This is a genomic window from Streptomyces sp. Ag109_O5-1 (assembly GCF_003814875.1).
GTDB classification, from domain to species: Bacteria; Actinomycetota; Actinomycetes; order Streptomycetales; family Streptomycetaceae; genus Streptomyces; species Streptomyces sasae.
In genome coordinates this window covers 5227645-5249447 of record NZ_RKQF01000001.1, presented here as the reverse complement: position 1 = coordinate 5249447, position 21803 = coordinate 5227645, and the positions used below count along the sequence as shown (strand labels likewise).

Below are 21803 nucleotides of genomic sequence, written 5' to 3'. Positions count from 1 at the left end.
GGCGCTGGACCGTATGAACGCAGAGAACCTGATTGCGCTGCTGATCGCGGCGCCCCTGCTCGGAGCGGCCGTCCTCCTGGTCGGCGGCCGCCGTCTGGACGGCGTGGGCCACTGGATCGGCACGCTCCTGTCGACGACCTCGTTCGTGTTCGGCGTGATCCTCTTCGCCGACCTGCTGGGCAAGAACCCCGAACACCGCACCCTGATGCAGCACCTGTACACCTGGGTGCCGGTGGCCGGTTTCCAGGCGGACGTCACCTTCCGCCTCGACCAGCTGTCGATGACGTTCGTCCTGCTGATCACCGGTGTCGGCTCGCTCATCCACCTGTACTCGGTCGGGTACATGGAGCACGACGAGCGCCGCCGCCGCTTCTTCGGCTACCTCAACCTCTTCCTCGCGGCGATGCTGCTGCTCGTCCTCGCCGACAACTACCTGCTGCTGTACGTCGGCTGGGAGGGCGTCGGCCTCGCCTCGTACCTGCTGATCGGCTTCTGGCAGCACAAGCCCAGCGCGGCGACGGCGGCGAAGAAGGCCTTCATCGTCAACCGCGTCGGCGACATGGGCCTGTCGATCGCGATCATGCTGATGTTCGCGACGTTCGGGACGTTCGCCTTCGGCCCGGTGTTCGCTCACGCGACCGGCGCCTCCGAGGGCAAGCTCACCGCGATCGGCCTGATGTTGCTGCTCGCCGCCTGCGGCAAGTCCGCCCAGGTGCCGCTGCAGTCCTGGCTCGGGGACGCCATGGAGGGCCCGACCCCGGTCTCGGCCCTCATCCACGCGGCGACCATGGTGACCGCGGGCGTCTACCTCATCGTCCGCTCCGGAGCCATCTTCAACGCCGCCCCGGACGCGCAACTCGTCGTCACCGTGGTCGGCGCCGTCACCCTCCTCTTCGGTGCGATCGTCGGTTGCGCGAAGGACGACATCAAGAAGGCCCTCGCCGGCTCGACCATGTCGCAGATCGGCTACATGATCCTCGCGGCCGGCCTCGGCCCGATCGGCTACGTCTTCGCGATCATGCACCTGGTGACGCACGGCTTCTTCAAGGCCGGCCTGTTCCTCGGTGCCGGTTCCGTCATGCACGGCATGAACGACGAGGTCGACATGCGCAAGTACGGCGGTCTGCGCACGTACATGCCGGTCACCTTCATCACCTTCGGCCTCGGCTACCTCGCCATCATCGGCTTCCCGGGTCTGTCCGGCTTCTTCTCCAAGGACAAGATCATCGAGGCGGCGTTCGCCAAGGGCGGCACCGAGGGCTGGATCCTCGGCACCTGCGCCCTGGTCGGCGCGGCCATCACCGCCTTCTACATGACGCGCGTGATGCTGATGACGTTCTTCGGCGAGAAGCGCTGGCAGCCCGACGAGCACGGCCACGAACCGCACCCGCACGAGTCCCCGAAGGTCATGACCATCCCGATGATCGTCCTGGCGGTCGGCTCGGTCTTCGCCGGTGGCTTCTTCAGCATCGGCGACCGCTTCCTGCACTGGCTGGAGCCGATCACCGGCCACAGCGAGGGCAACTCCCCGCTCAGCGCGGCCGCGGTCACCGGCGCCACCATGGTCTGCCTGATCATCGGCGTCGGCATCGCCTACCTGCAGTACGGCCGCCGACCCGTCCCGGCCGTCGCCCCGCGCGGCTCGCTGCTCACCCGCGCGGCCCGCCGCGACCTCCTCCAGGACGACTTCAACCACGTCGTCCTGGTCCGCGGCGGCGAACACCTCACACGCTCCCTGGTGTACGTCGACCACACCCTGGTCGACGGCGTCGTCAACGGCACGGCGGCGGGCTTCGGCGGACTGTCCGGCCGGCTGCGCAAGCTCCAGAACGGCTACGCGCGCTCGTACGCGGTCTCGATGTTCGGCGGTGCGGCCCTCCTGGTCGCCGCGACCCTGCTGATGAGGGCGGTCTGATACCGATGTCCTTTCCTCTGCTGACAGCGACGGCGGCCCTCCCGGCCGTCGGGGCGGTCGCCACGGCCGCCGTACCGGCCGCCCGGCGCACCGCCGCCAAATGGCTCGCGCTGCTGGTCTCGCTCGCCACCCTGGTGCTGGCGATCGTCGTCCTGGTCCGCTTCGACCCGGGCGGCGCCCGCTACCAGCTCACCGAATCGCATCCCTGGATCGCGGACTTCGGGGTCAGGTACGAGCTGGGCGTCGACGGCATCGCGGTCGCCCTGCTCGCGCTGACCGCCCTGCTGATCCCGTTCATCATCCTGGCGGGCTGGCACGACGCCGACCCCCTGGAGACCGGCAGCAGGCGGTGGCGGCCGACCCAGGGCTTCTTCGCCCTGATCCTGGCCGTCGAGGCGATGGTGATCATCTCCTTCGAGGCCACCGACGTCTTCCTCTTCTACATCTTCTTCGAAGCCATGCTGATCCCGATGTACTTCCTCATCGGCGGCTTCGGCGACCGCGCCCACGCGCAGGGCGAGGAAGCGGCGTCCACGCAACGGTCGTACGCCGCGGTGAAGTTCCTCCTCTACAACCTGGTCGGCGGCCTCATCATGCTGGCCGCCGTGATCGGCCTCTACGTGGTCGCCGGGAACTTCTCCCTCCAGGAGATCGCACAGGCCCGCGCGAACGGCTCACTGCACATGGCGACCAGCACCGAACGCTGGCTGTTCCTCGGCTTCTTCTTCGCCTTTGCCGTGAAGGCGCCGCTGTGGCCGCTACACACCTGGCTGCCCAATGCCATGCAGGAGTCCACCGCCCCCGTCGCCGTCCTCATCACCGCGGTCGTCGACAAGGTCGGCACGTTCGCGATGCTCCGCTTCTGCCTCCAGCTCTTCCCGGAGGCGTCGAAGTGGGCGACGCCCGTCATCCTCGTCCTCGCCCTGATCAGCATCATCTACGGCGCACTGCTCGCCGTGGGCCAGCGCGACATCAAGCGCCTGGTTGCCTACGCGTCGATCTCGCACTTCGGCTTCATCATCCTGGGCATCTTCGCGATGACCAGCCAGGGCCAGTCCGGCGCCACCCTCTACATGGTCAACCACGGCATCTCCACGGCCGCGCTGATGCTGGTCGCCGGCTTCCTGATCTCCCGGCGCGGCTCCCGGCTCATCGCCGACTACGGCGGTGTGCAGAAGGTCGCCCCGGTGCTCGCCGGCACCTTCCTGATCGGCGGCCTGGCCACGCTGTCCCTGCCGGGTCTCGCGCCCTTCGTGAGCGAGTTCCTCGTCCTGGTCGGCACGTTCACGCGCTACCCGGCCATCGGGATCGTCGCCACCTTCGGCATCGTCCTCGCCGCGCTTTACACCCTCGTCCTCTACCAGCGGACGATGACCGGCCCGGTGAAGCCGGAGGTCTCCGCGATGCCCGACCTGAAGGCGCGCGAACTGGTCGTGGTCGCCCCGCTGATCGTTCTGCTGATCTTCCTGGGCGTCTACCCGAAGCCCGTCACGGACATCGTCAACCCGGCGGTCAAACAGACCATGTCTGACGTACACAAGACCGACCCCAAGCCCGAGGTGGAGGCGGCCAAGTGAGCGCAACAGCCGTCCACAGCCTGTGGACAACCGCGGCCGAGCCGATCTCGAAGATCCCGGCGCCGAAGATCGAATACGGACAGCTGTCGCCCACCCTGATCGTCGTCGGTGCGGCGCTCGTCGGGATCCTGGTCGAGGCGTTCGTCCCGCGCAAATCCCGCTACTACGCACAGGTGTTCGTCTCCGCCGTGGCGCTGTGCGCGGCCTTCGCGGCCGTCGTCGCGCTGGCCGCGGACGGATACGGCACGACGAAGGCGCACATCGCCGCCATGGGTGCCATCGCCGTCGACGGACCGTCCCTGTTCCTGCAGGGAACGATCCTGCTCGCCGGCCTCCTCGCCCTGTTCACCTTCGCCGAACGCCGCCTCGACCCGGAGGCCCACGGCAACCGCGTCGACTCCTTCGCCGCCCAGGCCGCGGCGGTCCCCGGCAGCGACACCGAGAAGGCCGCCGTCAAGGCCGGCTTCACCACCACCGAGGTCTTCCCGCTCCTGCTCTTCGCGGTCGCGGGCATGCTGGTGTTCCCCTCGGCCAACGACCTGCTGACGCTCTTCGTGGCCCTGGAGGTCTTCTCCCTCCCGCTCTACCTGATGTGCGCCCTGGCCCGCCGCAAGCGCCTCATGTCGCAGGAAGCCGCCGTCAAGTACTTCCTGCTCGGCGCCTTCGCCTCCGCGTTCACCCTGTTCGGCATCGCCCTGCTCTACGGCTACGCCGGCTCGGTGTCGTACGCCACGATCGCCCAGGTCGTCGACGGCAGGGTCGCCAACATCGACCCGGCCCTCGCCAACACCACGGGCAACGACGCCCTGCTCCTGATCGGCGCCGCGATGGTCGTCATGGGCCTGCTCTTCAAGGTCGGCGCGGTCCCCTTCCACATGTGGACGCCCGACGTCTACCAGGGCGCACCCACCCCGGTGACCGGCTTCATGGCCGCCGCCACCAAGGTCGCCGCGTTCGGCGCGCTCCTGCGCCTGCTCTACGTCGTCCTGCCCGGCATGCGCTGGGACTGGCGGCCGGTCATGTGGGGCGTCGCGATCATCACCATGCTCGGCGGCGCGATCGTCGCGATCACCCAGACCGACATCAAGCGACTCCTCGCGTACTCGTCGATCGCCCACGCCGGATTCATCCTCGCGGGTGTCATCGCGACCTCGAAGGACGGCGTGTCGTCCGTCCTCTTCTACCTGGCCGCGTACTCCTTCGTGACCATCGGCGCCTTCGCCGTGGTCACCCTGGTCCGCGACGCGGGCGGCGAGGCCACACACCTGTCCAAGTGGGCCGGCCTCGGCCGCCGCTCACCGCTGGTCGCGGCCGTCTTCGCGGTGTTCCTGCTGGCCTTCGCCGGCATCCCGCTGACCTCCGGCTTCGCCGGTAAGTTCGCCGTGTTCAAGGCGGCGGCGGAAGGCGGAGCGGCCCCGCTGGTCGTGATCGGTGTGATCTCGTCGGCGATCGCCGCGTTCTTCTACATCCGTGTGATCGTCCTGATGTTCTTCAGCGAGCCGAAGCCCGAGGGCCCCACGGTCGCCGTGCCGTCACCGCTGACCATGGCGGCGATCGGCGTGGGCGTCGCGGTCACGCTGGTGCTCGGTGTGGCACCGCAGTACTTCCTGAACCTGGCGAGCCAGGCGGGCGTGTTCGTACGCTGAGTCGTCCATACCGCCGTCGGCCCCGGTCCCTCGCGAGGAACCGGGGCCGACGCGTGTGAGTGCGCAGCTCAGGGCCATGAACGTGCGCGGCTCAGGGCCGCGGACACGCCACCGCGCCGGTCACGCCACCGTGCCGGTCACGGCTACGGGCACTTCACCGTCGGGTTCCACCGTGCGAACAGACCACTCGGATTGTCCTTCCAGATCCACGCGTGCAGCGTGTATACGGCCCCCATGACACCGGGAACCGTCGTCGGCCCCTGGAACGTCTGCCCGAACAACGTCGGCGCGGTGGAACCGCTCCCGGCGGGCACGATCCACTCCACCGCGACCAGGGCACGGTTGCCGCCGGTGTCCGTCTCGTAGAGGAGACCCGCGGGCTCGGCCGGGTCGAGGCTGCCGACATCGGCGGACCTGACGTAATGATGGCCCGCGCCTCCCTGGCCGGCCTGGGCGTCGCACGCGTCGGTGCGGGTGTACCCGTCCGTGATCGCGAACGGCTCGTACCGGTAGTCCGCCGTCGCCGTGTACGTCGGGGTCAGATCCGTCCGCATGAATGGGTCGGCATCGGGGACGGGAGCCGTACCGGCGGGAACCCCTGCCAGAGCGAACGGCACTGCCAGCGCCAGAACGGCGCCGGCGGTACGGGACCTGAGAGACATCCTGGTGCTCCTTGGGGCGGAAGAGGCCCGTGAGCGCGGCACCTCCGTACAGCGCGGGCATCCCCGGTCCCGCCCGTGCAGCATGGCCCGCACCGTGTCCGGGCCGCCACGCGGAGTCGGCCAAAGGACTGAGGACACCGCCGGACGTCAGCCTGTGGATAACTCCGGCGTTGTCGGTCCGGACCCCTATCGTGGAGGCAGTGGTCGAGGGACGACGTATGGGGGACACGACGATGGGCGGGACGGGCGGGGCCGACGAGATGGCAGGGACGACCGAGACACCGGGGGCACCGCAGCCACCCGGACCGGCGGGCAGCGAGGCACTGGGCACCCTGCACCGGGTCTTCGGATACGACGCCTTCCGGGGCGAGCAGGAAGCGATCATCGAGCATGTGGTGGCGGGCGGCGACGCCGTCGTCCTCATGCCGACCGGCGGCGGAAAGTCGCTGTGCTACCAGATCCCCGCCCTGGTCAGACCCGGTACGGGCGTCGTGATCTCACCTCTCATCGCCCTCATGCAGGACCAGGTGGACGCCCTGCGCGCCCTTGGCGTGAACGCCGGGTTCGTCAACTCCACCCAGGACTTCGACGAGCGGCGCGTGGTCGAGGCCCAGTTCCTGGCCGGAGAGCTCGACCTGCTCTACCTGGCTCCGGAACGGCTCCGTCTGAACTCCACCCTGGACCTGCTCGCCCGCGGCAAGATCGCCGTCTTCGCGATCGACGAGGCGCACTGCGTCTCCCAGTGGGGACACGACTTCCGCCCCGACTACCTGGCCCTCTCCCTCCTCGGCGAGCGCTGGCCGGACGTTCCGCGCATCGCGCTCACGGCCACCGCCACCCACGCCACCCACCAGGAGATCACCCAGCGGCTGCACATGCCGGCGGCCCGGCACTTCGTGGCCAGCTTCGACCGGCCCAACATCCAGTACCGGATCGTCCCCAAGGCCGACCCCAAGAAACAGCTGCTCACCTTCCTCCGCCAGGAACACGAGGGCGACGCGGGCATCGTCTACTGCCTGTCCCGCAAGTCGGTCGAGTCGACGGCGGAATTCCTCTCGCGCAACGGCATCGAGGCCGTCCCCTACCACGCCGGCCTCGACGCGGGCACCCGCGCCGCCCACCAGGCCCGCTTCCTGCGCGAGGACGGCCTGGTCGTGGTCGCCACCATCGCCTTCGGCATGGGCATCGACAAACCCGACGTCCGCTTCGTCGCCCACCTCGACCTGCCCAAGTCCGTCGAGGGCTACTACCAGGAGACCGGCCGCGCAGGCCGCGACGGCCAGCCCTCCACCGCCTGGATGGCCTACGGCCTCAACGACGTCACACAACAGCGCAAACTCATGCAGACCGGTGAGGGCGACGAGGCCTTCCGCCGCCGTGCCCAGGCCCACCTCGACTCCATGCTCGCCCTGTGCGAGACCGCCCAGTGCCGGCGCGGACAACTGCTGAACTACTTCGGCCAGGGCCCCGACCCGGTGGGCTGCGGCAACTGTGACACCTGCCTCACCCCGCCGGAGACCTGGGACGGCACCGTCGCCGCCCAGAAGGTGCTCTCCACAGTGGTGCGCCTGCTGCGCGAACGCGGCCAGAAGTTCGGCGCCGTCCAGATCGTCGACATCCTGCTCGGCAAGCGGACCGGCAAGGTCATTCAGTTCGACCACGACCAGCTGTCCGTCTTCGGAATCGGCACCGACCTCGACGAAGGCGAATGGCGAGGTGTCGTCAGGCAACTGCTCGCCCAGGGGCTGCTCGCGGTGGAGGGCGAGTACGGCACGCTGGTCCTCACCGAGGCCAGCGGGACGGTACTGCGGAGGGAAAGGGAAGTCCCGCTCCGGAAAGAGCCGAAGAAGCCTGCGGTCTCGCGGTCCGCGTCCTCCGGGACGTCCGGGTCCTCCGGCAAGGGGAAGCCGAAGGCGGCTGTGGCAGAGCTGCCCGAGAACCTGCTCCCCGCGTTCGAGGCACTCCGCGCCTGGCGCGCCGAACAGGCCCGCGAGCAGGGCGTCCCCGCGTACGTCATCTTCCACGACGCCACGCTGCGGGAGATCGTCGGCCGATGGCCCGAGTCGGTCGCCGAACTGGGCACGGTCGGCGGTGTCGGTGAGAAGAAGCTGATGACGTACGGGGAAGGCGTACTCGGAGTGCTGGCTTCCCTGAACACCCCGGCCCCGGCCCCGGCCTCCACGGCGGCAGGGACCGGGGACGAGGACCACTGGCCCGAGATGGACGCGGAGCCGGAGCCCGAGGACTGGATATAGGGGACCGGATATGAGGGGGACGGCTGGGCAGCCGCCTACAGCCCCCTCGCCGCATAGGCCCTGACATCCGCGTCCGAGTCCGCCGTCGCCGTGGCCAGGGCCGCGCGGGCCTCCTCGACGCCGGTATGCCGGGTCAGGGCGAGGACGGTCGCCTTGCGGACGTCGGCGTTCGGGTCGGCGAGGGACTTGGCGAGGGCGGGCACCGCCACGGCGGCCTCGGCGGCACCCAGCGCCCTGGCGGCACCGGCACGCACCTGCCAGGCGGTGTCAGCCAGCGCTGCCACGGCACTACCGGCCAGCGGCGCAGGGCAGCCGACACCGGCGAGGGCTTCGTACGCGGCGCCTCGGACCAGCACATCGGCGTCACAGGCGAGCGCGGTGAGGGCATCCAGGACGCCGTCCTCCTGAAAGGCGGCTCCGGAGGCCCCCACCGTCCCCAGGGCCTTCGCCACCGTCACCCGTACCTCCCGGAACGGGTCGGTGACGGCACGGGCCAAGGCGTCGCCGGCATCCATTGAGACCAGCGCCCGTATCGCCTCGATCCGCACCGCCGGATCGGCATCGGACAGGGATGCGGTGAACAGGCCGACATCGCCCAGACGCAGCGCCCGCAGCATGTCGAGCGCGGCGGCCCGGACAACCGGGTCGGCCACGGTGAGCGCACCGGCAAGGGCGACGCGCAGCGCAGGTTCGGGCGGAAGCGTCTCGACCAGCTCCCGCAGCGAAGCAGCCGCAGCCGAACGAACCCCGGCATCAGGGTCGGCCAGCGCACCGGCCAGAGCCTGCCCGGTACCCGCTGGAGCCGTCTCCGTGAGAACCGACACGGCCGTACGGCGAACCGCGGGGTCGCCGTCCGTCAAATAGGGCTCGAGGGCTGAGAGTTCGGGCTCCTCCTCGGCGAGGGCGAGGAGCTTCAGCAGACGGGGCGAGGCCGGCTCGGCCCGGTCGACCTCGACGGGCCGTACGACAGCCGTCACAGGCCCGGCGGCGACCGGCGGCACATCACGAGCACCCGCCGTCGCCACGTCCAACGGACGCACCTCGCCGATGTACCGGGAGGGACCGCCGACCGGGGTGAACTATGGTGCGGACCTCGTTGGTGACCTGGCCGTGTTCGTGGAGGGTTTCCGCGAGGCCCATCAGCCGGTCGAGCCCGTGGGGGTATTTCCGGGCGACGACCACGGTGCCCACGCTGGGCAGCCGGTCCACCAGACCTTCGGCCCGTAGCAGATCCAGGGCCTGGCGGACGGTGTTGCGGGAGGCGCGGTAGTCGGTGGCGAGGTTGGTTTCGTGGGGGAGGGTGCCGTCCGGGCAGGCGCCGGTGAGGATCTGGTGGCGCAGGAGGTCGGCGAGCTGCCGGGCCTGGTCCGCGCGCAGCCGGCGACGCGTCCGGTGGGCGGCGACCGTGGTGGCGGCGCCCTGTCCGGCGTGGTCTCGGATGCGGTCGGCGGCTGGCATGGCTCGAACCATGCCCAGGGGGTAGGGAATGGGGTGTTGCTGGATTGTTGTGCCACTTGAGACTTCGTCGGACAAGCAGCTGAGCTGGGGCTTCGGGGCGGTGCGGAGAAGATCTGCCACCGAGGGGGGCGGGTTTGTTCACCCGCGCTCCCGCGGTCTGTCACGGGAGCCGGTTTCGGATGTTCGTGCTCGGCCCGTGTGGCGATCGAGTTGCCGTGGCCGGGGCCTTGCCCGCAGGCGGAGCTAGGAGCGCATGAACGTGCGGGCCTGCTCGATCCACCCCGACACCGCCTTGGCCCCGCAGCTCTCGGCGACCGCTTGGGCCTCGTCGAGGTGGTGGAGTGCCGTCGGCAGGTTCCCGGTCTCGGCCGCGAGGTAGGCCAGGGCCACCAGGCCGGCCGCTTCTCCGGGCCTGAAGCCGATCTCCCGGCGCAACGACACCGACTCGGTCAACCGCTCACGGGCCTGATCGAAGTGGCCCGCGTCCTTGTCGGCGAAACCGAGATGGCGTACCGCGTAGGACATCGTCCTCCGGTCGTCGACGGATTTTGCCAGCGCGTACGACCGCTCGAAGTACGGCCTGCCCGTGGCGCCGTCGCCCTTCACCACCTGGTGCCAGCAGCCGATCCAGAACAGGGCGTCCGCTTCCCCCGGCACGTCGCCCAGCCGCCGGTACAGCTTGGCCGCGCGTTCGAACAGGGTCAGTTCCCGGCTGTTCTCTTTGCGGTCGTTCAGGAAGCGCACGTGCAGTACCTTGCCCCGCGCCATGGAAAGCGGCGCCTCGACCGCGTCCAGCACATCATCGGACCGGTCCAGCGCAGAGGTGTCCCCGTCGAACATCGCCGCTTCGAACAGCTCCCCCGCGTGCTCGGCCCAGTCCTGTCCGTGCATCCGCTACCCCTCCCCGTCGGACGATGGCAATGCCGAGGCTATCTCCCTGCCTCCGACCGGAGTCGAACAATTTGCGCAGTCGGCCCTCCGGCTCGCCGCCTGCGAGCCGGGAGGGTCCTAGCCGAGCGCCGTCAGCCCCGGCGCGAACGTGATCAGCAGCGGCAGCAGGGGCACCAGCGCGGCCACCGTCGTCGTCAGGGCCCGCTGGCGGCGCAGCAGTCGTGGTGGCGGCTCCAGCAGTCGGTCGACCCGTTCACCGAGCAGCCGGCGGCTCGACGCACAGGACAGCACACCGCGGTGCTGGTTCAGTTCGATCAGGGCCAGTGCGGTCGTGAGGTGGCCGCAGCGCCGGGATGCCGTGTCGTCCGCGGCGAGTTCGACGAGCCGATGGGTCTGGTCGCAGAAGTGGGAGAAGAGCGGCACGCGCGGAAAGCCGGTGGCCAGTGCGGTGGACAGGTGGAGCAGCCAGTCGTGGTGGGCACGGGCGTGGCCCCGCTCGTGGGTGAGCACGGCGTCGAGCTGGTGGTCGGTGAGGCGGTGCAGCGCCCCCGTCGTCACGACCAGCTGCGGGGGGTGTCCGGGCATCCACCAGGCGTCCGGGTACTCGTCCTCCAGTACCAGCATGGGCCCGCGGGTCGCAGGCAGCCCGGCCGGCAGCTCCGGTGCCCGCTCACGCAGGTGGGCGCGGGTCCGGTCGCGGCGCCGCCGGGCCTCGACCAGTTCCCGGGCGAGCATCGCCGTCGTCCATGCGGCCCCGCAGGCCAGCAGGACCGTGAGGGCGACGGCCCAGACGGGCGCGACGGAGAGGTCGTACGCGGCGGTGACCGCCGGCGGCGCCGGCGCGAACACCCGATCGCGCACGGTGTGGAAGACGGCTGCCGCACCCAGGATCAGCGCGGCCAGGCAGCACATCAGCACGGTCGCGACCAGGCACTGCCACACCCACAGCGCGACCACCGGTTCCCGCTCGGGCCACAGGGCACGCACCAGCGCACGCGGCGCGGGCACCGCGGCCGTCAGAGCGACGGCGCTCAGCAGGAGCAGGCAGACGGTCATGCCGGGGCTCCGTTTCCTGATCGGAGAGGCGTGCGGGCGATGCGTGGTGCGGTGTGATGCGCCGTTGCGCCGGAAGGTGCGGGCGCCGACGCATCACGCGGTGCGTGCGCCGCCGCCTCGCACGGTGCGCGTGCGGGCGCATCGCATGGTGCGTGTCCCGTCAGTATGACGGCGCGGGGCGCTGTGAGTCAGGTGTCGACGAGGATCCGGGCGCCCTTGTCCTCCGGCCCCGGCGAACTCGCGCGTCCCTGCTTCCGCAACGCCTGTCGTACCGTCGCGTGCACCTCCTCGGCCCTGGATCCCGCAGCCGTCACCCCGCCACGATCCGCCCGCTGACCTCGCCGAGTCCCACCCGGCTCCCGCCCGGCCCCGGTGCCCACGCCGACAGCGTCACCACGTCGTCGTCCTCCAGGTAGGCCCGCTTCCCGTTCGGGAGTTCGAGGGGGTCCCGCCCGTTCCAGGTCAGCTCCAGCAGCGACCCGCGCTGTCCGGGCTCCGCGCCGCTCACCGTGCCGGAGCCGTACAGGTCGCCGGTGCGCAGCGACGCGCCGTTGACGGTCATGTGGGCGAGTTGCTGGGCGGCGGTCCAGTACATGGTGGAGAACGGCGGCTCGGACACCACCTCACCGTTGATCGCGATCGACATCCGCAGGTCGTAACCTGCGGGCTCCTCCGCCGAGTCGTCGAGGTACGGCAGCAGCGGGTGTGTCCGCTTCGGCGGGGCGACCCGCGCGTCCTCCAGCGCCTCCAGCGGGGTGATCCACGCCGAGACCGAGGTGGCGAACGACTTGCCGAGGAACGGGCCGAGGGGGACGTACTCCCAGGCCTGGATGTCCCGCGCCGACCAGTCGTTCAGGAGTGTGAGCCCGAAGACGTGATCCCTGAAGTCGCCGAGTGCGACCGGCCGCCCCTGCTGCGACGGCGTGCCCACGACGAAGCCGACCTCGGCCTCGATGTCCAGCCGCGCCGACGGGCCGAACACCGGTGCCGGATCCGAGGGCGCCTTGCGCTGCCCCGACGGCCGTACGACGTCCGTGCCCGACACCACGACCGTGCCCGCGCGGCCGTGGTAACCGATCGGCAGATGCTTCCAGTTGGGGGTGAGCGGTTCGGCGGCGTCGGGGCGGAAGATGCGGCCTGCGTTCCGGGCGTGGTTCTCGGAGGCGTAGAAGTCGACGTAGTCGGCGACCTCGAAGGGGAGGTGCAGGGCCACCGACGACAGCGGGTGGAAGAGGGGCTCGAGGGCCTCACGGTGCGCGGGCACCGTCACCCAGGCGGTCAGGGCGCGCCGTACGTCCGACCAGGTGGTGCGGCCCGCGGCCAGCAGCGGGTTGAGGGTGGGCCGGGCCAGCAGGGAGGCGTACGGGGAGCCGAGCGAGAGGGCTGCGGCGCCGGCGTCGAGGATGTGGTCGCCGAGGCGGACGCCGACCCTCCGTTCGGTGCTCTCGGAGGTCGAGAACACGCCATACGGAAGGTTGTGCGGGCCGAAGGGGTCATCCTCGGGGACCTCGAAGGGGGGCAAGGGGGGCATGGGGTGGCTGCCTCGCTCTCATCCGTGCCGCGCGGGGCCGCCTATGTGGCGGCATTGCCATGGTGTTGCGCGGCGTTCCATGTGGTCGCGCCACACGTTACGGGTGAGTTGGCTGTCGTGGCAGTGTCTAAAGAGTTCGCAATGTCCGAATAGGCCTTGTCGGAGGGGGCAATTCCGGCTTAGCGTCCTTTGGGGGACACGGACGGGGTGGGTCCGGTCCGTAGAGGGGGACACGTGGGGGGACCCGTGGCCAGGAAGACCGTCAGCGTGCCGTTCGAGGCGGACCGCGACGTGCCCGGCCTGATCGTCAAGTTCGGCGACTATCCGCTGCACCACGGCGGGGTCGGCGCGATTCGCAGCCTGGGCCGTCTGGGCATTCCCATGTACGCGATCACGGAGGATCCGTACACACCGGCGGCCTCGTCCCGTTATCTCAAACGGGCGTTCGTGTGGCCGACAACAGGCGCCGAGGAACCGGATCACCTGGTCGAGGGGCTGCTGCGGATCGGCCGCCGCATCGGCCGTCCGACCGTGCTGATCCCCACCGACGAGGAGGCCGCCGTCCTGATCGCCGAGCATCAGGACGCGCTCGGCGACCGTTTCCTCTTCCCGCGCGTGGAGCCGGAACTGCCCCGCCGCCTGGCGAGCAAGCAGGGCCTGCACGAACTGTGCGTCGAGCACGGCATCCCCAGCCCGTCGGCAGCCTTCCCGGAGTCGTACGACGAGATCGTCGACTTCGCGGAGAAGGCCCGCTTCCCGATCGTGGCCAAGAACCGTGAGGCGTTCGTCCGGCGCAAACAGCCCGCCGTCAACGGCACGACGCGGATCGCCACCCGCGAGGGTCTGCTCACGCTCGCCCGTGACTGGGGCACCCATCCGGGTGTCATCCTCCAGGAGTACCTGCCGAGGGAGGAGGCCGAGGACTGGATCGTGCACGCCTACTTCGACGCCGACTCCACCCCGCGCGCCCTGTTCACCGGCGTCAAGGTGCGTTCCTGGCCGCCGCACGCGGGCATGACCGCGAACGCGTACGTCGTCGACAACCCGGAACTCGCCGACCTGGCCGCGCGTTTCATCAAACAGATCGGCTTCACCGGCATCATCGACCTCGACCTGCGCTTCGACCGGCGCGACGGGCAGTACAAGCTGCTCGACTTCAACCCGCGTATGGGCGCCCAGTTCCGGCTCTTCGAGAGCGAGTCGGGAGTGGACGTCGTCCGCGCCATGCACCTGGACCTGACCGGGCGCCGCGTTCCGGAGGGGGAACAGCGCGCCGGCCACCGGTACGTCGTGGAGAACATCGACCTGCCCGCCCTCCTCGCCTACCGCCGCAGCGGCTATACGACACCGCACGCGCCGCGGCGGCCGAGCGGGACCGAGCTGGCCTGGCTCGCGGGTGACGACCCGCTGCCGTTCGTCACGATGCTCGCCCGTTTCGTGCGTCCGGGTGCGAAGCACCTCTACCAGCTGTGGCGCACCAACCGCCGCGGCTCCAGCACCTCCACGAAGTAGGCATCACGTCCTGGGGAGGGACTTCGTGATCGAACCGGTCGCAGTCATAGGTGCCGGACCCTTCGGCCTGTCCACCGCCGCCCATCTGAGGGCGCGCGGCATCCCCGTCCGGGTCTTCGGCGACCCCATGGTCAGCTGGCGCGACCACATGCCCGCCGGGATGATCCTGAAGTCCACCCCGGCCGCCTCCAGCCTCGACTGCCCGCAGCGCGGGCACACCCTCGCCGACTACTGCGACGCGGCGGGCATCCGCAGACTGGTGACCGACGAGGACATCATCCCGGTGGAGACCTTCATCGGCTACGGCGAGTGGTTCCAGCAGAAGCTGGTGCCCGAGCTGGAACGGGTCCGGGTGGTCTCCGTCGGCCGGTACAAGCCGGCCGGCTTCGAACTCAAGCTGGACTCGGGGGAGTTGTTTACCGCCCGCGCCGTCGTCGTCGCGACCGGCCTGTCGGGTCTCGCCCACCTCCCCGCGGAGCTCGGCAAGGCAGCGGCGGACGGCCCCGCGGGACCGGTCTCGCACTGCTCCCAGCACCACGACCTCACCCGCTTCTCCGGCCGGGAACTGATCGTCGTCGGCGCCGGGCAGTCCGCGCTGGAGACGGCAGCCCTGGCGGCCGAGGCGGGCGCCCAGGTCCGGGTGGTCTCGCGCGGGCGCGGCAAGGTCGCCTTCGGCGCACCGCCCTGGGACCAGCCGAAGCTGCGCCCGGAGTCGCCGTTCGGCCGGGCCTGGTCACTGTGGGCGCTCAGCTACTACCCACACCCCTACCGCTACCTCCCGGCACAGACCCGCCACTACCTGGTCCGCCGGGTCCTCGGCCCGCTCGGCGCCTGGTGGCTGCGCGACCGCTTCGAAGGCAAGGTCCAGGTCCACGAGGTCGCCGCCGTGACCGGCGCCGACACCTTTGACGGCGCCCCGGTCCTCACCGTCCGCACCCACGACGGCGGCACCGACCGCCTCACCGCCGACCATGTCATCGCCGCCACCGGCTACCGGGTCGACATCGCGGCGATGGACTTCCTCGGCCCCGAACTGCGCACCCGCGTCGCAGTCAGCCGCGGCGCCCCGAAACTCGGCGCCGGATACGTCTCCTCCGTGCCCGGCCTGTACTTCACCGGCCTGCCGGCGGCGGCGTCGTACGGCCCGGTGATGCGGTTCGTGTGCGGTACGGAGTTCGCCTCACCGCGCCTGGCCAAGCACCTGGCGGCAGCCCACGCCTGACGCCCCCGGGCCGGGCCGCCACCCGGCCCCCGTACCCTCTAGACCTCCTCGGCCGCCCGCTGCCAGGCCAGGAACTCCTCGATCGGCCCGGGCGGATTGGCCGCCTCCGTGGCCTCGACCTCCCAGCCCGGGCGGTACATGTCGAAGACCACCACCGGCAGGGGCCGCCCGAGGACCCTCTCGATCCGGCCCCCGGTATGCAGGTCCCGGGCCAGCTGTATGCACGCGTCCGCGAAGTGCAGCACCAACAGGTCGGTCCTGGTGTCCAGTTCGGCGTCGTCGCCGTCCCCGTCGAACCAGAGTCCGAGCCGCCGGACCTCCTCGGTGTACAGCGTGCCGCCGACCGGGTCCTCGGGACAGTTGCCGAGCATCTCGAAGCCGTCGAGGAGCCAGCACGCGTAGTTCCAGCGGGCCTCGCCCGGATCCTCGGGGGACCTTTCGGCCTCGTACTGGGTCTCGGTGTTGTAGCCGATCGCCACATACGGTCTGCGGTAGTCGTCGTCGACACGCCAGATACGGAACGACAGCGCGTAGATCTCGGACCGCAGCTCCTGCGGGAACCGCTCCAGCACACCCGTCGCCGCCTCCAGCAGATGCGCCCGGAAGTCCTCCCGTCCGTCCGTCACCACGCACGCCCCCGTCAGATCGGTGCAATCAACTCACCGAAAACGTAACGCGCTCCACTGACAACACCCCCATCACCGAAGCAGCGGGCGCCACTTGAGGCTGAAACGCACAGTGAGTCTCAGGGGCGTGCTGTCCGTATTCTCTGATCATGGTCGCTCCCTCCCCGTACTCACTGATCGCCACCGACCTGGACGGCACGCTGCTGCGCGGCGACGACACCCTCTCGGAACGGTCGCTCGAGGCGCTCGCGCGGGCCGGCCGGGCCGGCGCCCGGCACCTTGTGGTGACCGGCCGCCCCGCGCCGAGAGTGCGCCCGCTTCTTGACGACCTCGGCTGCACGGGACTCGCGGTCTGCGGCCAGGGCGCGCAGGTGTACGACGCCGGCGCGGACCGGCTGCTGTGGTCGGTCACCCTGGACCGGGAGTTGGCGGAGACCGCGCTCGGCAAGATCGAGGCCGAGGTCGGCCAGGTGTACGCGGCCGTCGACCAGGACGGCGTGGACGGGCTCACGCTCATCGAGCCGGGCTATCTGATGCCCCACCCCACGCTGCCCGCGCTGCGCGTGGACCGGCGTGACGACCTGTGGTGCGCGCCCATCAGCAAGGTGCTGCTGCGCCACCACACCCTGTCCGACGACGAACTGGCGACGATCGCACGGTCGGTGGTGGGGTCACTGGCGACGGTCACCATGTCGGGGCCGGGGACCGTGGAGCTCCAGCCGTGCGGGGTGACCAAGGCGACCGGGCTCGCACTGGCCGCCGACCATCTGGGGCTGAGCCCCCGACAGGCCCTCGCTTTTGGCGACATGCCCAACGACATCCCCATGTTCGACTGGGCGTCCTATGGGGTGGCGATGGCCAACGCTCACCCCGAACTCAAGGCCGTGGCCGACGAGATCACCTTGTCGAACGAGGACGACGGCATCGCCGTCGTCCTCGAAAGACTGTTTCCGTAAGGCCGTTCACGGCCGTCGGGCCCTCGAAGGCCCTTCGCCCTCGATCAGTAGGCGCCGTTGACGTTGTCGATCGAGCCGTACCGCGCGGCGGCGTAGTTGCAGGCGGCGGTGATGTTCGCGACCGGGTCGTAGATGTCGTACGACGTGCCCGCCACGTGGTAGGCGTTGAACGTCGGGTCGATCACCTGGAGCAGGCCCTTGGACGGGATGCCCTTGGCCGCGTTGGAGTCCCAGAGGTTGATGGCCCGCGGGTTGCCGGACGACTCGCGGATCACGTTGCGGTAGATGCCGTTGTAGGAGCCGGGGATGCGCTTCTCGGCCATGATCGCGAGCGACTCGCGGATCCAGCCGTCGAGGTTGTTCGGGTACCCGGCGAGCGTCGTCGAGGCCGTCGTGCCGGAGGTTGCGGTGGTGGCGGAGGCGGCGGTCGCGCCCACGAGCGGGAGGGCGAGTACGGCGGCACCGGTGCCGACGACGGCGAGCGTGCGGGCAATGCGGGTGCGGCGGGGCTGGACGGCAGCAGGCATGGCGAAGTTCCTCTCCGTCGCCTGCGAGGTGAGCTGTCGGGTTCGGGCTCGGGGAGTGCCCGGCCGCGCCGCCCGAAGACGATGCGACTTCACCCCTAGCCGTTCCGGAACGACGTCTGTCAGTGACGTCGGCCGCCCGGTCCGGCGACTTACCTGGTTCCCCCGCTCCTGCCGTACGAATGAACTCGTCGATGGGTTACGACGGGCGGCGGCAGGATTCGGCGTCCGCCCGGCGAGCGGGAACGTATGCGAGAGCACATGTCCGGAACAAGCCCTGGAATCACACAACACACCCATTGACCTCCCTCTGAGGCGTATGGGGTGCTTGATCCTTTGCGACTGCCAAGCCTCAACTCGCCTACAGGGGAAGGAAAGAAAGGGCTGAGTTGCGACATCTGCGGCATTGGGCTCGCGTGACCTACTTCACTAAATCGCAATTACGGCAAATCAGACATGACGGATTCCGGAAATCCGTTTTTCCAGACATCAACAGAAAAGTGCCCCGCCGTCATCCCTGTCGAGTCCCCCGTGAGCCACCTCGCCCGGGGGTGTCGAAGTGTCCTGCGATGCGGGAGAGTTCACGTATTGTCCGAATTGTCATTTTAAGGGGAATTTCGGACTAGTGGGGATGAGTGGGTCGCCTCGCTCGGGTGCAGGTCGGTGGTGAATGGCCGCTCGTGGATCGCTTACGCCTCCAGTGTGTCCTCCGTGAACGTCGTGCGCTCCGGGTGCGCGCGCGTGTCGCCCGGCCCGACGGCTTCGACCGTGCCGGCTCCCGGGGTGGCTGATGAGGCCAAGGTCCGGCGGGGTGCCGGGAGTTCGAACGCGTGCGTGATTCTGGTCACGTTCGGGGGTGGGCTCGTCCACCCCTCCGTCCGCACGGCCGCCGGGCGGGGTGGCTGCCCGTCCTCGCAAGTCCACCGTGAGGGCGGAACCTCCGTCGTCGTGCGGGCCGTTCTCATGGCGGTCGCCCGTGGACCGGCCTGCGGCGACCGTCTCGAGCGGCTCGACCGCCTCGGATGTCGGCGCTGCAATCCGGAGGGAGGTGCAGCCGCCTCAGGGGGAGTCGGCAGTCCTGTCGCGCCACCGATGTGCCGGCGGCCGCTCGGCGATCGTGCTCCCGTCCGCGGGGCTGTCGGTGCTCGGCGGGTCGGCGGGGGAGGTGCTGGAGCGGAGCGGATGCGGATTCCTCCGTCAGCGCGCGCCACGCGCGCGTGGGGGTGAGGTTCCGGCGGTCGATGGGAGCGGAGGTCGTTGTGCGTGATCTCGTGGAGGAAGGGCATGCGGATGGGTGTCATGTGCCCCTGTCGGCGCCAGTGCCAGCGTCCGCGTCGGCAAGCGGCCTGGGGGTGTGTTCGGGCGGGTGGGGTCGGCCGGAGAAGGGGTTGCCGTTCGTGGTCGACGGCCTCGGCGGGCGTTCTGGCACCGGCATCGGCGCTGGTACCGGCACCGGATCCGGTGCCGGATCGGGACACGGCCTATGCCTCGGTTCGAGACAAGTATCAGCACTTCCTGATAAGTCAGTGGATGTCAGGTCATATCGGATGATCAGAAACATACCGGTCGTGATCCGATAGCGCCCGGGGTGTAACCGTGGGCGCTATCGGTGATCGAAACCTGACCGGATACGCTGACTTGAGTGATGGCAGCGACCTATCGACAAACCGTGTAAGCGCCAGTGGACACCAGCAGACAGGAGACCCCTCGTGACCGTCGGGCCGTTCGGGCTGAGCGTGCGGGACCAGGCTCTGGAAGCCGATGTCCAGGCCGGATTGACGGCTGTCGAGGAAGGCTTGCTAGAAGCCACCAAAAGTGAGGTCCCGTTCATCACGGAGGCCGCGCAGCACCTCGTGCGGGCCGGCGGGAAGCGGTTCCGGCCGCTGCTCGTGATGCTCGCCGCGCAGTTCGGCGACCCGTACGCGCCGGGCGTCGTGCCGTCGGCCGTTGTCGTCGAGCTCACCCACCTGGCCACGCTGTACCACGACGACGTCATGGACGAGGCTTCCGTGCGGCGTGGTGTCGACAGTGCCAACACGCGCTGGGGCAACTCGGTCGCCGTCCTCACCGGTGACTTCCTCTTCGCCCGGGCGTCGCAGATCCTCGCCGACCTCGGGCCCGAGGCGGTCCGGGTCCAGGCCCTCGCGTTCGAACGGCTGGTGACCGGCCAGATCCTGGAGACGGCCGGCCCGTCGGACGGCCGGGACCCGGTCGACCACTACCTCGACGTCCTCGGCGGCAAGACCGGCTCGCTGGTGGCGGTCTCCTGCCGCTTCGGCGCGATGATGTCCGGAGCCGACGAGACGGTCGTGGACGTCCTCACCCAGTACGGTGAGCGGCTCGGCGTCGCCTTCCAGCTCGCCGACGACGTCCTGGACATCGCCTCCGACTCCCACGAGTCCGGCAAGACCCCGGGCACGGACCTCCGTGAGGGCGTCCCCACGCTTCCGGTGCTACGGCTGCGGGAGCAGGCGGCGCGGCTGGGGCTGGCCGAGGACATCGCGCTGTGCGAGCTGCTGGACTCCGACCTCACGGACGACGCGCGGCATGCGGAGGCCCTGGCGGCGCTGCGGGTGCACCCGGCACTGGAGCATGCGCGCCGGGACACGGTCCGCTACGCGGAGGAGGCGCGGGCCGCGTTGGCGCCCCTGCCGGAGTGCGACGCGAAGGCGACGCTCCTGGAACTGTGCGACGCGGTGGTGCACCGGGCAGGCTGATCCCGCCCGCCGCCCGCCGCCCGCCGCCCGCCGCCCGCCGCCCGCCGCCCGACTCGCCCGAGTGGGGACACGATGGGTGTTTTTGTGACCTACGTCACATTCTTGGACTGAGTCCAATCTGGGACCTGTTCCGTATCTCACCGCAGAGGCCGACGCAGGGGGCGTCGGCTGCTCCAGGGGGAGAAAACGGAATCATGGTCGTCAACGCAACGCGTCGCAGGTCCCTCGTCGCCGCCGCCATTGCCGTGACCGCTCTCGGCGGTGCCGCCGTCCCGGCGTCCGCAGCAACCGGCCACGGCTACGTCAGTCGCAACTCCACCGACTCCGTCGTCCTCGTCGCCAGTCTGCGCGGCGCCGGCGAGGTGCCCGTCGCCGGTGGCCCCGCCGTCGGGGACAAGGACGGCGCGGCGCTGGAGCTCATCCAGGTCAAGGGGGACAAGGTGACCGTCGCCGTGACCTGGCGCGGCACCGGCAGGCCGACCGACCTGCACATCCACCAGGGCGCCAAGGGCACCAACGGCGGCGTGAAGATCGACTTCGGGAAGCTCCTGAAGAAGGTCAAGGGCCACAGCGTCACCGGCAGCGTCAAGGTTACCGACAAGGCCCTGCTCAAGCAGCTCACCACCGACCCCGGCGCCTTCTACGCCAACCTGCACACCGCCGAGTTCCCCGGCGGAGCCGTCCGCGGCCAGCTGCACGCCGTCACCACCGTCTCCGACCTCAAGGGCGGCGCCTTCCAGGCCTCCGTGGTCACGGGCAAGCAGATCTACGAGTGCAAGCCCGCCGCCGACGGGAGCTACGCCTTCGCCCAGCATGACGTCAGCGCCAAGCTCGGCGGCGGTATCCGGCACTCCTTCGTCGCACCCGACTCCGGCACCCCGCAGTGGGTCGCACCCGACGGCAGCGCGGTCACCGGAGCCGTCCTGACCAAGACGCCGAACGGTGACGGCAACATCCCCGAGCTCGACCTCAAGGCCACCCGGTCCGGCAAGAAGCACGGACTGCTCGCGCACACCGGCGAGATCCTGCGCCTGAACACCGTCGGCGGCGTCGCCCCGGCCGGCTCCTGCACCCCGGGTGCCGTCACCGGCGTTCCGTACCGCGCCGACTACGTGTTCCTGCAGCAGCACTGAGCAAACGGGCGAGCCGCAGGAGGCGCCTTCGCCGCACGACCCCTACGGGTCGGAGGAGGCGTCTCCACCCTCGTGTCATACCGCAGTCGTACGTGGAGTTGGCTCCCCGGTCTGACGCTTCC

At 70.1% G+C, this 21803-nt stretch carries 16 protein-coding genes, 2 pseudogenes and 1 riboswitch; of the genes and pseudogenes, 9 read left to right on the top strand and 9 right to left on the bottom strand.

From position 1 onward, the window contains the following. The first annotated feature begins 13 nt into the window (after positions 1-13). Genes nuoL through nuoN form a run of 3 tightly spaced genes read left to right on the top strand, consistent with a single transcriptional unit; the run spans position 14 to position 5138 of the window. Positions 14-1915, top strand: a complete 1902-nt coding sequence (nuoL, locus tag EDD90_RS23415) for an NADH-quinone oxidoreductase subunit L (RefSeq protein WP_123974906.1) — start codon at positions 14-16, stop codon at positions 1913-1915. A gap of 5 nt (positions 1916-1920) precedes the next feature. Further along, a complete protein-coding gene (locus EDD90_RS23410) occupies positions 1921-3492 on the top strand; it encodes an NADH-quinone oxidoreductase subunit M (RefSeq protein WP_123974904.1) in 1572 nt (523 codons plus the stop codon). Beyond that, positions 3489-5138: an NADH-quinone oxidoreductase subunit NuoN gene (nuoN, locus tag EDD90_RS23405; protein WP_123974902.1), complete on the top strand. Its 1650-nt coding sequence runs from the start codon at positions 3489-3491 to the stop codon at positions 5136-5138. The genes EDD90_RS23410 and nuoN overlap by 4 nt, the downstream gene beginning before the upstream one ends. Positions 5139-5281: 143 nt before the next feature. Here the strand turns inward: nuoN and EDD90_RS23400 are convergent, their stop codons facing one another. Beyond that, positions 5282-5800 carry a hypothetical protein gene (locus EDD90_RS23400; RefSeq protein WP_123974901.1) on the bottom strand — a complete coding sequence of 173 codons (519 nt, stop codon included), beginning with the start codon at positions 5798-5800 and terminating at the stop codon, positions 5282-5284. A 233-nt stretch (positions 5801-6033) separates the two neighbouring features. On the opposite strand from EDD90_RS23400, the gene recQ reads away from it, so the two are divergent. Continuing rightward, a complete protein-coding gene (gene recQ / locus EDD90_RS23395) occupies positions 6034-8055 on the top strand; it encodes a DNA helicase RecQ (RefSeq protein ID WP_123981532.1) in 2022 nt (673 codons plus the stop codon). Positions 8056-8090: 35 nt separating this feature from the next. On the opposite strand, the pseudogene EDD90_RS23390 reads toward recQ, so the two are convergent. The 6 genes and pseudogenes from EDD90_RS23390 to fahA form a co-directional block, all read right to left on the bottom strand. Next, positions 8091-9134, bottom strand: a pseudogene (locus tag EDD90_RS23390) (HEAT repeat domain-containing protein); the annotation flags it as partial. Beyond that, positions 9097-9513: pseudogene (locus EDD90_RS23385) on the bottom strand (GntR family transcriptional regulator); the annotation flags it as partial. The pseudogenes EDD90_RS23385 and EDD90_RS23390, both read right to left, overlap by 38 nt. 243 nt (positions 9514-9756) lie before the next feature. Then, positions 9757-10404, bottom strand: coding sequence for a tetratricopeptide repeat protein (locus EDD90_RS23380; RefSeq protein ID WP_123974897.1), 648 nt, complete (start codon positions 10402-10404; stop codon positions 9757-9759). A gap of 117 nt (positions 10405-10521) precedes the next feature. Then, positions 10522-11460 (bottom strand): M56 family metallopeptidase, encoded by a 939-nt coding sequence (locus EDD90_RS23375; RefSeq protein ID WP_123974895.1) that lies wholly within the window; start codon positions 11458-11460, stop codon positions 10522-10524. 188 nt (positions 11461-11648) lie between these two features. Continuing rightward, entirely contained in the window at positions 11649-11774 is a 126-nt protein-coding gene (locus EDD90_RS57505) for a hypothetical protein (protein WP_260328008.1), read from the bottom strand. Next, positions 11771-12982: a fumarylacetoacetase gene (gene fahA, locus EDD90_RS23370; protein WP_123981530.1), complete on the bottom strand. Its 1212-nt coding sequence runs from the start codon at positions 12980-12982 to the stop codon at positions 11771-11773. The genes EDD90_RS57505 and fahA overlap by 4 nt, the downstream gene beginning before the upstream one ends. 276 nt (positions 12983-13258) lie before the next feature. Here fahA and EDD90_RS23365 point away from each other — a divergent pair, with 276 nt between their 5' ends. Then, complete coding sequence (locus EDD90_RS23365) at positions 13259-14503, top strand: ATP-grasp domain-containing protein (RefSeq protein WP_123981528.1); 1245 nt, start codon at positions 13259-13261, stop codon at positions 14501-14503. Between the two features lie 25 nt (positions 14504-14528). Next, positions 14529-15725 carry an FAD-dependent oxidoreductase gene (locus tag EDD90_RS23360; protein ID WP_123974894.1) on the top strand — a complete coding sequence of 399 codons (1197 nt, stop codon included), beginning with the start codon at positions 14529-14531 and terminating at the stop codon, positions 15723-15725. Positions 15726-15763: 38 nt separating this feature from the next. Here EDD90_RS23360 and EDD90_RS23355 read toward each other — a convergent pair whose 3' ends face one another. Continuing rightward, a complete protein-coding gene (locus EDD90_RS23355) occupies positions 15764-16354 on the bottom strand; it encodes a hypothetical protein (RefSeq protein WP_260328006.1) in 591 nt (196 codons plus the stop codon). Positions 16355-16500: 146 nt separating this feature from the next. On the opposite strand from EDD90_RS23355, the gene EDD90_RS23350 reads away from it, so the two are divergent. Further along, entirely contained in the window at positions 16501-17307 is an 807-nt protein-coding gene (locus EDD90_RS23350) for an HAD family hydrolase (RefSeq protein ID WP_123974892.1), read from the top strand. A gap of 44 nt (positions 17308-17351) precedes the next feature. On the opposite strand, the gene EDD90_RS23345 is transcribed toward EDD90_RS23350, so the two are convergent. After that, the gene (locus tag EDD90_RS23345) at positions 17352-17834 is read right to left on the bottom strand and encodes a transglycosylase SLT domain-containing protein (RefSeq protein WP_123974890.1); all 483 of its coding nucleotides are present in this window, start codon (positions 17832-17834) and stop codon (positions 17352-17354) included. 5 nt (positions 17835-17839) lie between these two features. Beyond that, a riboswitch (cyclic di-AMP (ydaO/yuaA leader) is annotated at positions 17840-18035 on the bottom strand. 1505 nt (positions 18036-19540) lie between these two features. Here EDD90_RS23345 and EDD90_RS23335 point away from each other — a divergent pair. Both EDD90_RS23335 and EDD90_RS23330 read left to right on the top strand, forming a co-directional pair. After that, positions 19541-20548 carry a polyprenyl synthetase family protein gene (locus EDD90_RS23335; protein WP_260328005.1) on the top strand — a complete coding sequence of 336 codons (1008 nt, stop codon included), beginning with the start codon at positions 19541-19543 and terminating at the stop codon, positions 20546-20548. A gap of 194 nt (positions 20549-20742) precedes the next feature. Next, positions 20743-21681, top strand: a complete 939-nt coding sequence (locus EDD90_RS23330; RefSeq protein ID WP_123974886.1) for a CHRD domain-containing protein — start codon at positions 20743-20745, stop codon at positions 21679-21681. The last annotated feature ends 122 nt before the right edge of the window (positions 21682-21803 follow it).

Coding starts and splice junctions, on each gene's coding strand:
- EDD90_RS23345 (WP_123974890.1), bottom strand. CDS start 17,834: ATGCCTGCTGCCGTCCAGCCCCGCCGCACCCGCATTGCCCGCACGCTC.
- EDD90_RS23350 (WP_123974892.1), top strand. CDS start 16,501: ATGGTCGCTCCCTCCCCGTACTCACTGATCGCCACCGACCTGGACGGC.
- EDD90_RS23410 (WP_123974904.1), top strand. CDS start 1,921: ATGTCCTTTCCTCTGCTGACAGCGACGGCGGCCCTCCCGGCCGTCGGG.
- nuoL (WP_123974906.1), top strand. CDS start 14: ATGAACGCAGAGAACCTGATTGCGCTGCTGATCGCGGCGCCCCTGCTC.
- EDD90_RS23400 (WP_123974901.1), bottom strand. CDS start 5,800: ATGTCTCTCAGGTCCCGTACCGCCGGCGCCGTTCTGGCGCTGGCAGTG.
- recQ (WP_123981532.1), top strand. CDS start 6,034: ATGGGCGGGACGGGCGGGGCCGACGAGATGGCAGGGACGACCGAGACA.
- EDD90_RS23380 (WP_123974897.1), bottom strand. CDS start 10,404: ATGCACGGACAGGACTGGGCCGAGCACGCGGGGGAGCTGTTCGAAGCG.
- EDD90_RS23330 (WP_123974886.1), top strand. CDS start 20,743: ATGGTCGTCAACGCAACGCGTCGCAGGTCCCTCGTCGCCGCCGCCATT.
- EDD90_RS23375 (WP_123974895.1), bottom strand. CDS start 11,460: ATGACCGTCTGCCTGCTCCTGCTGAGCGCCGTCGCTCTGACGGCCGCG.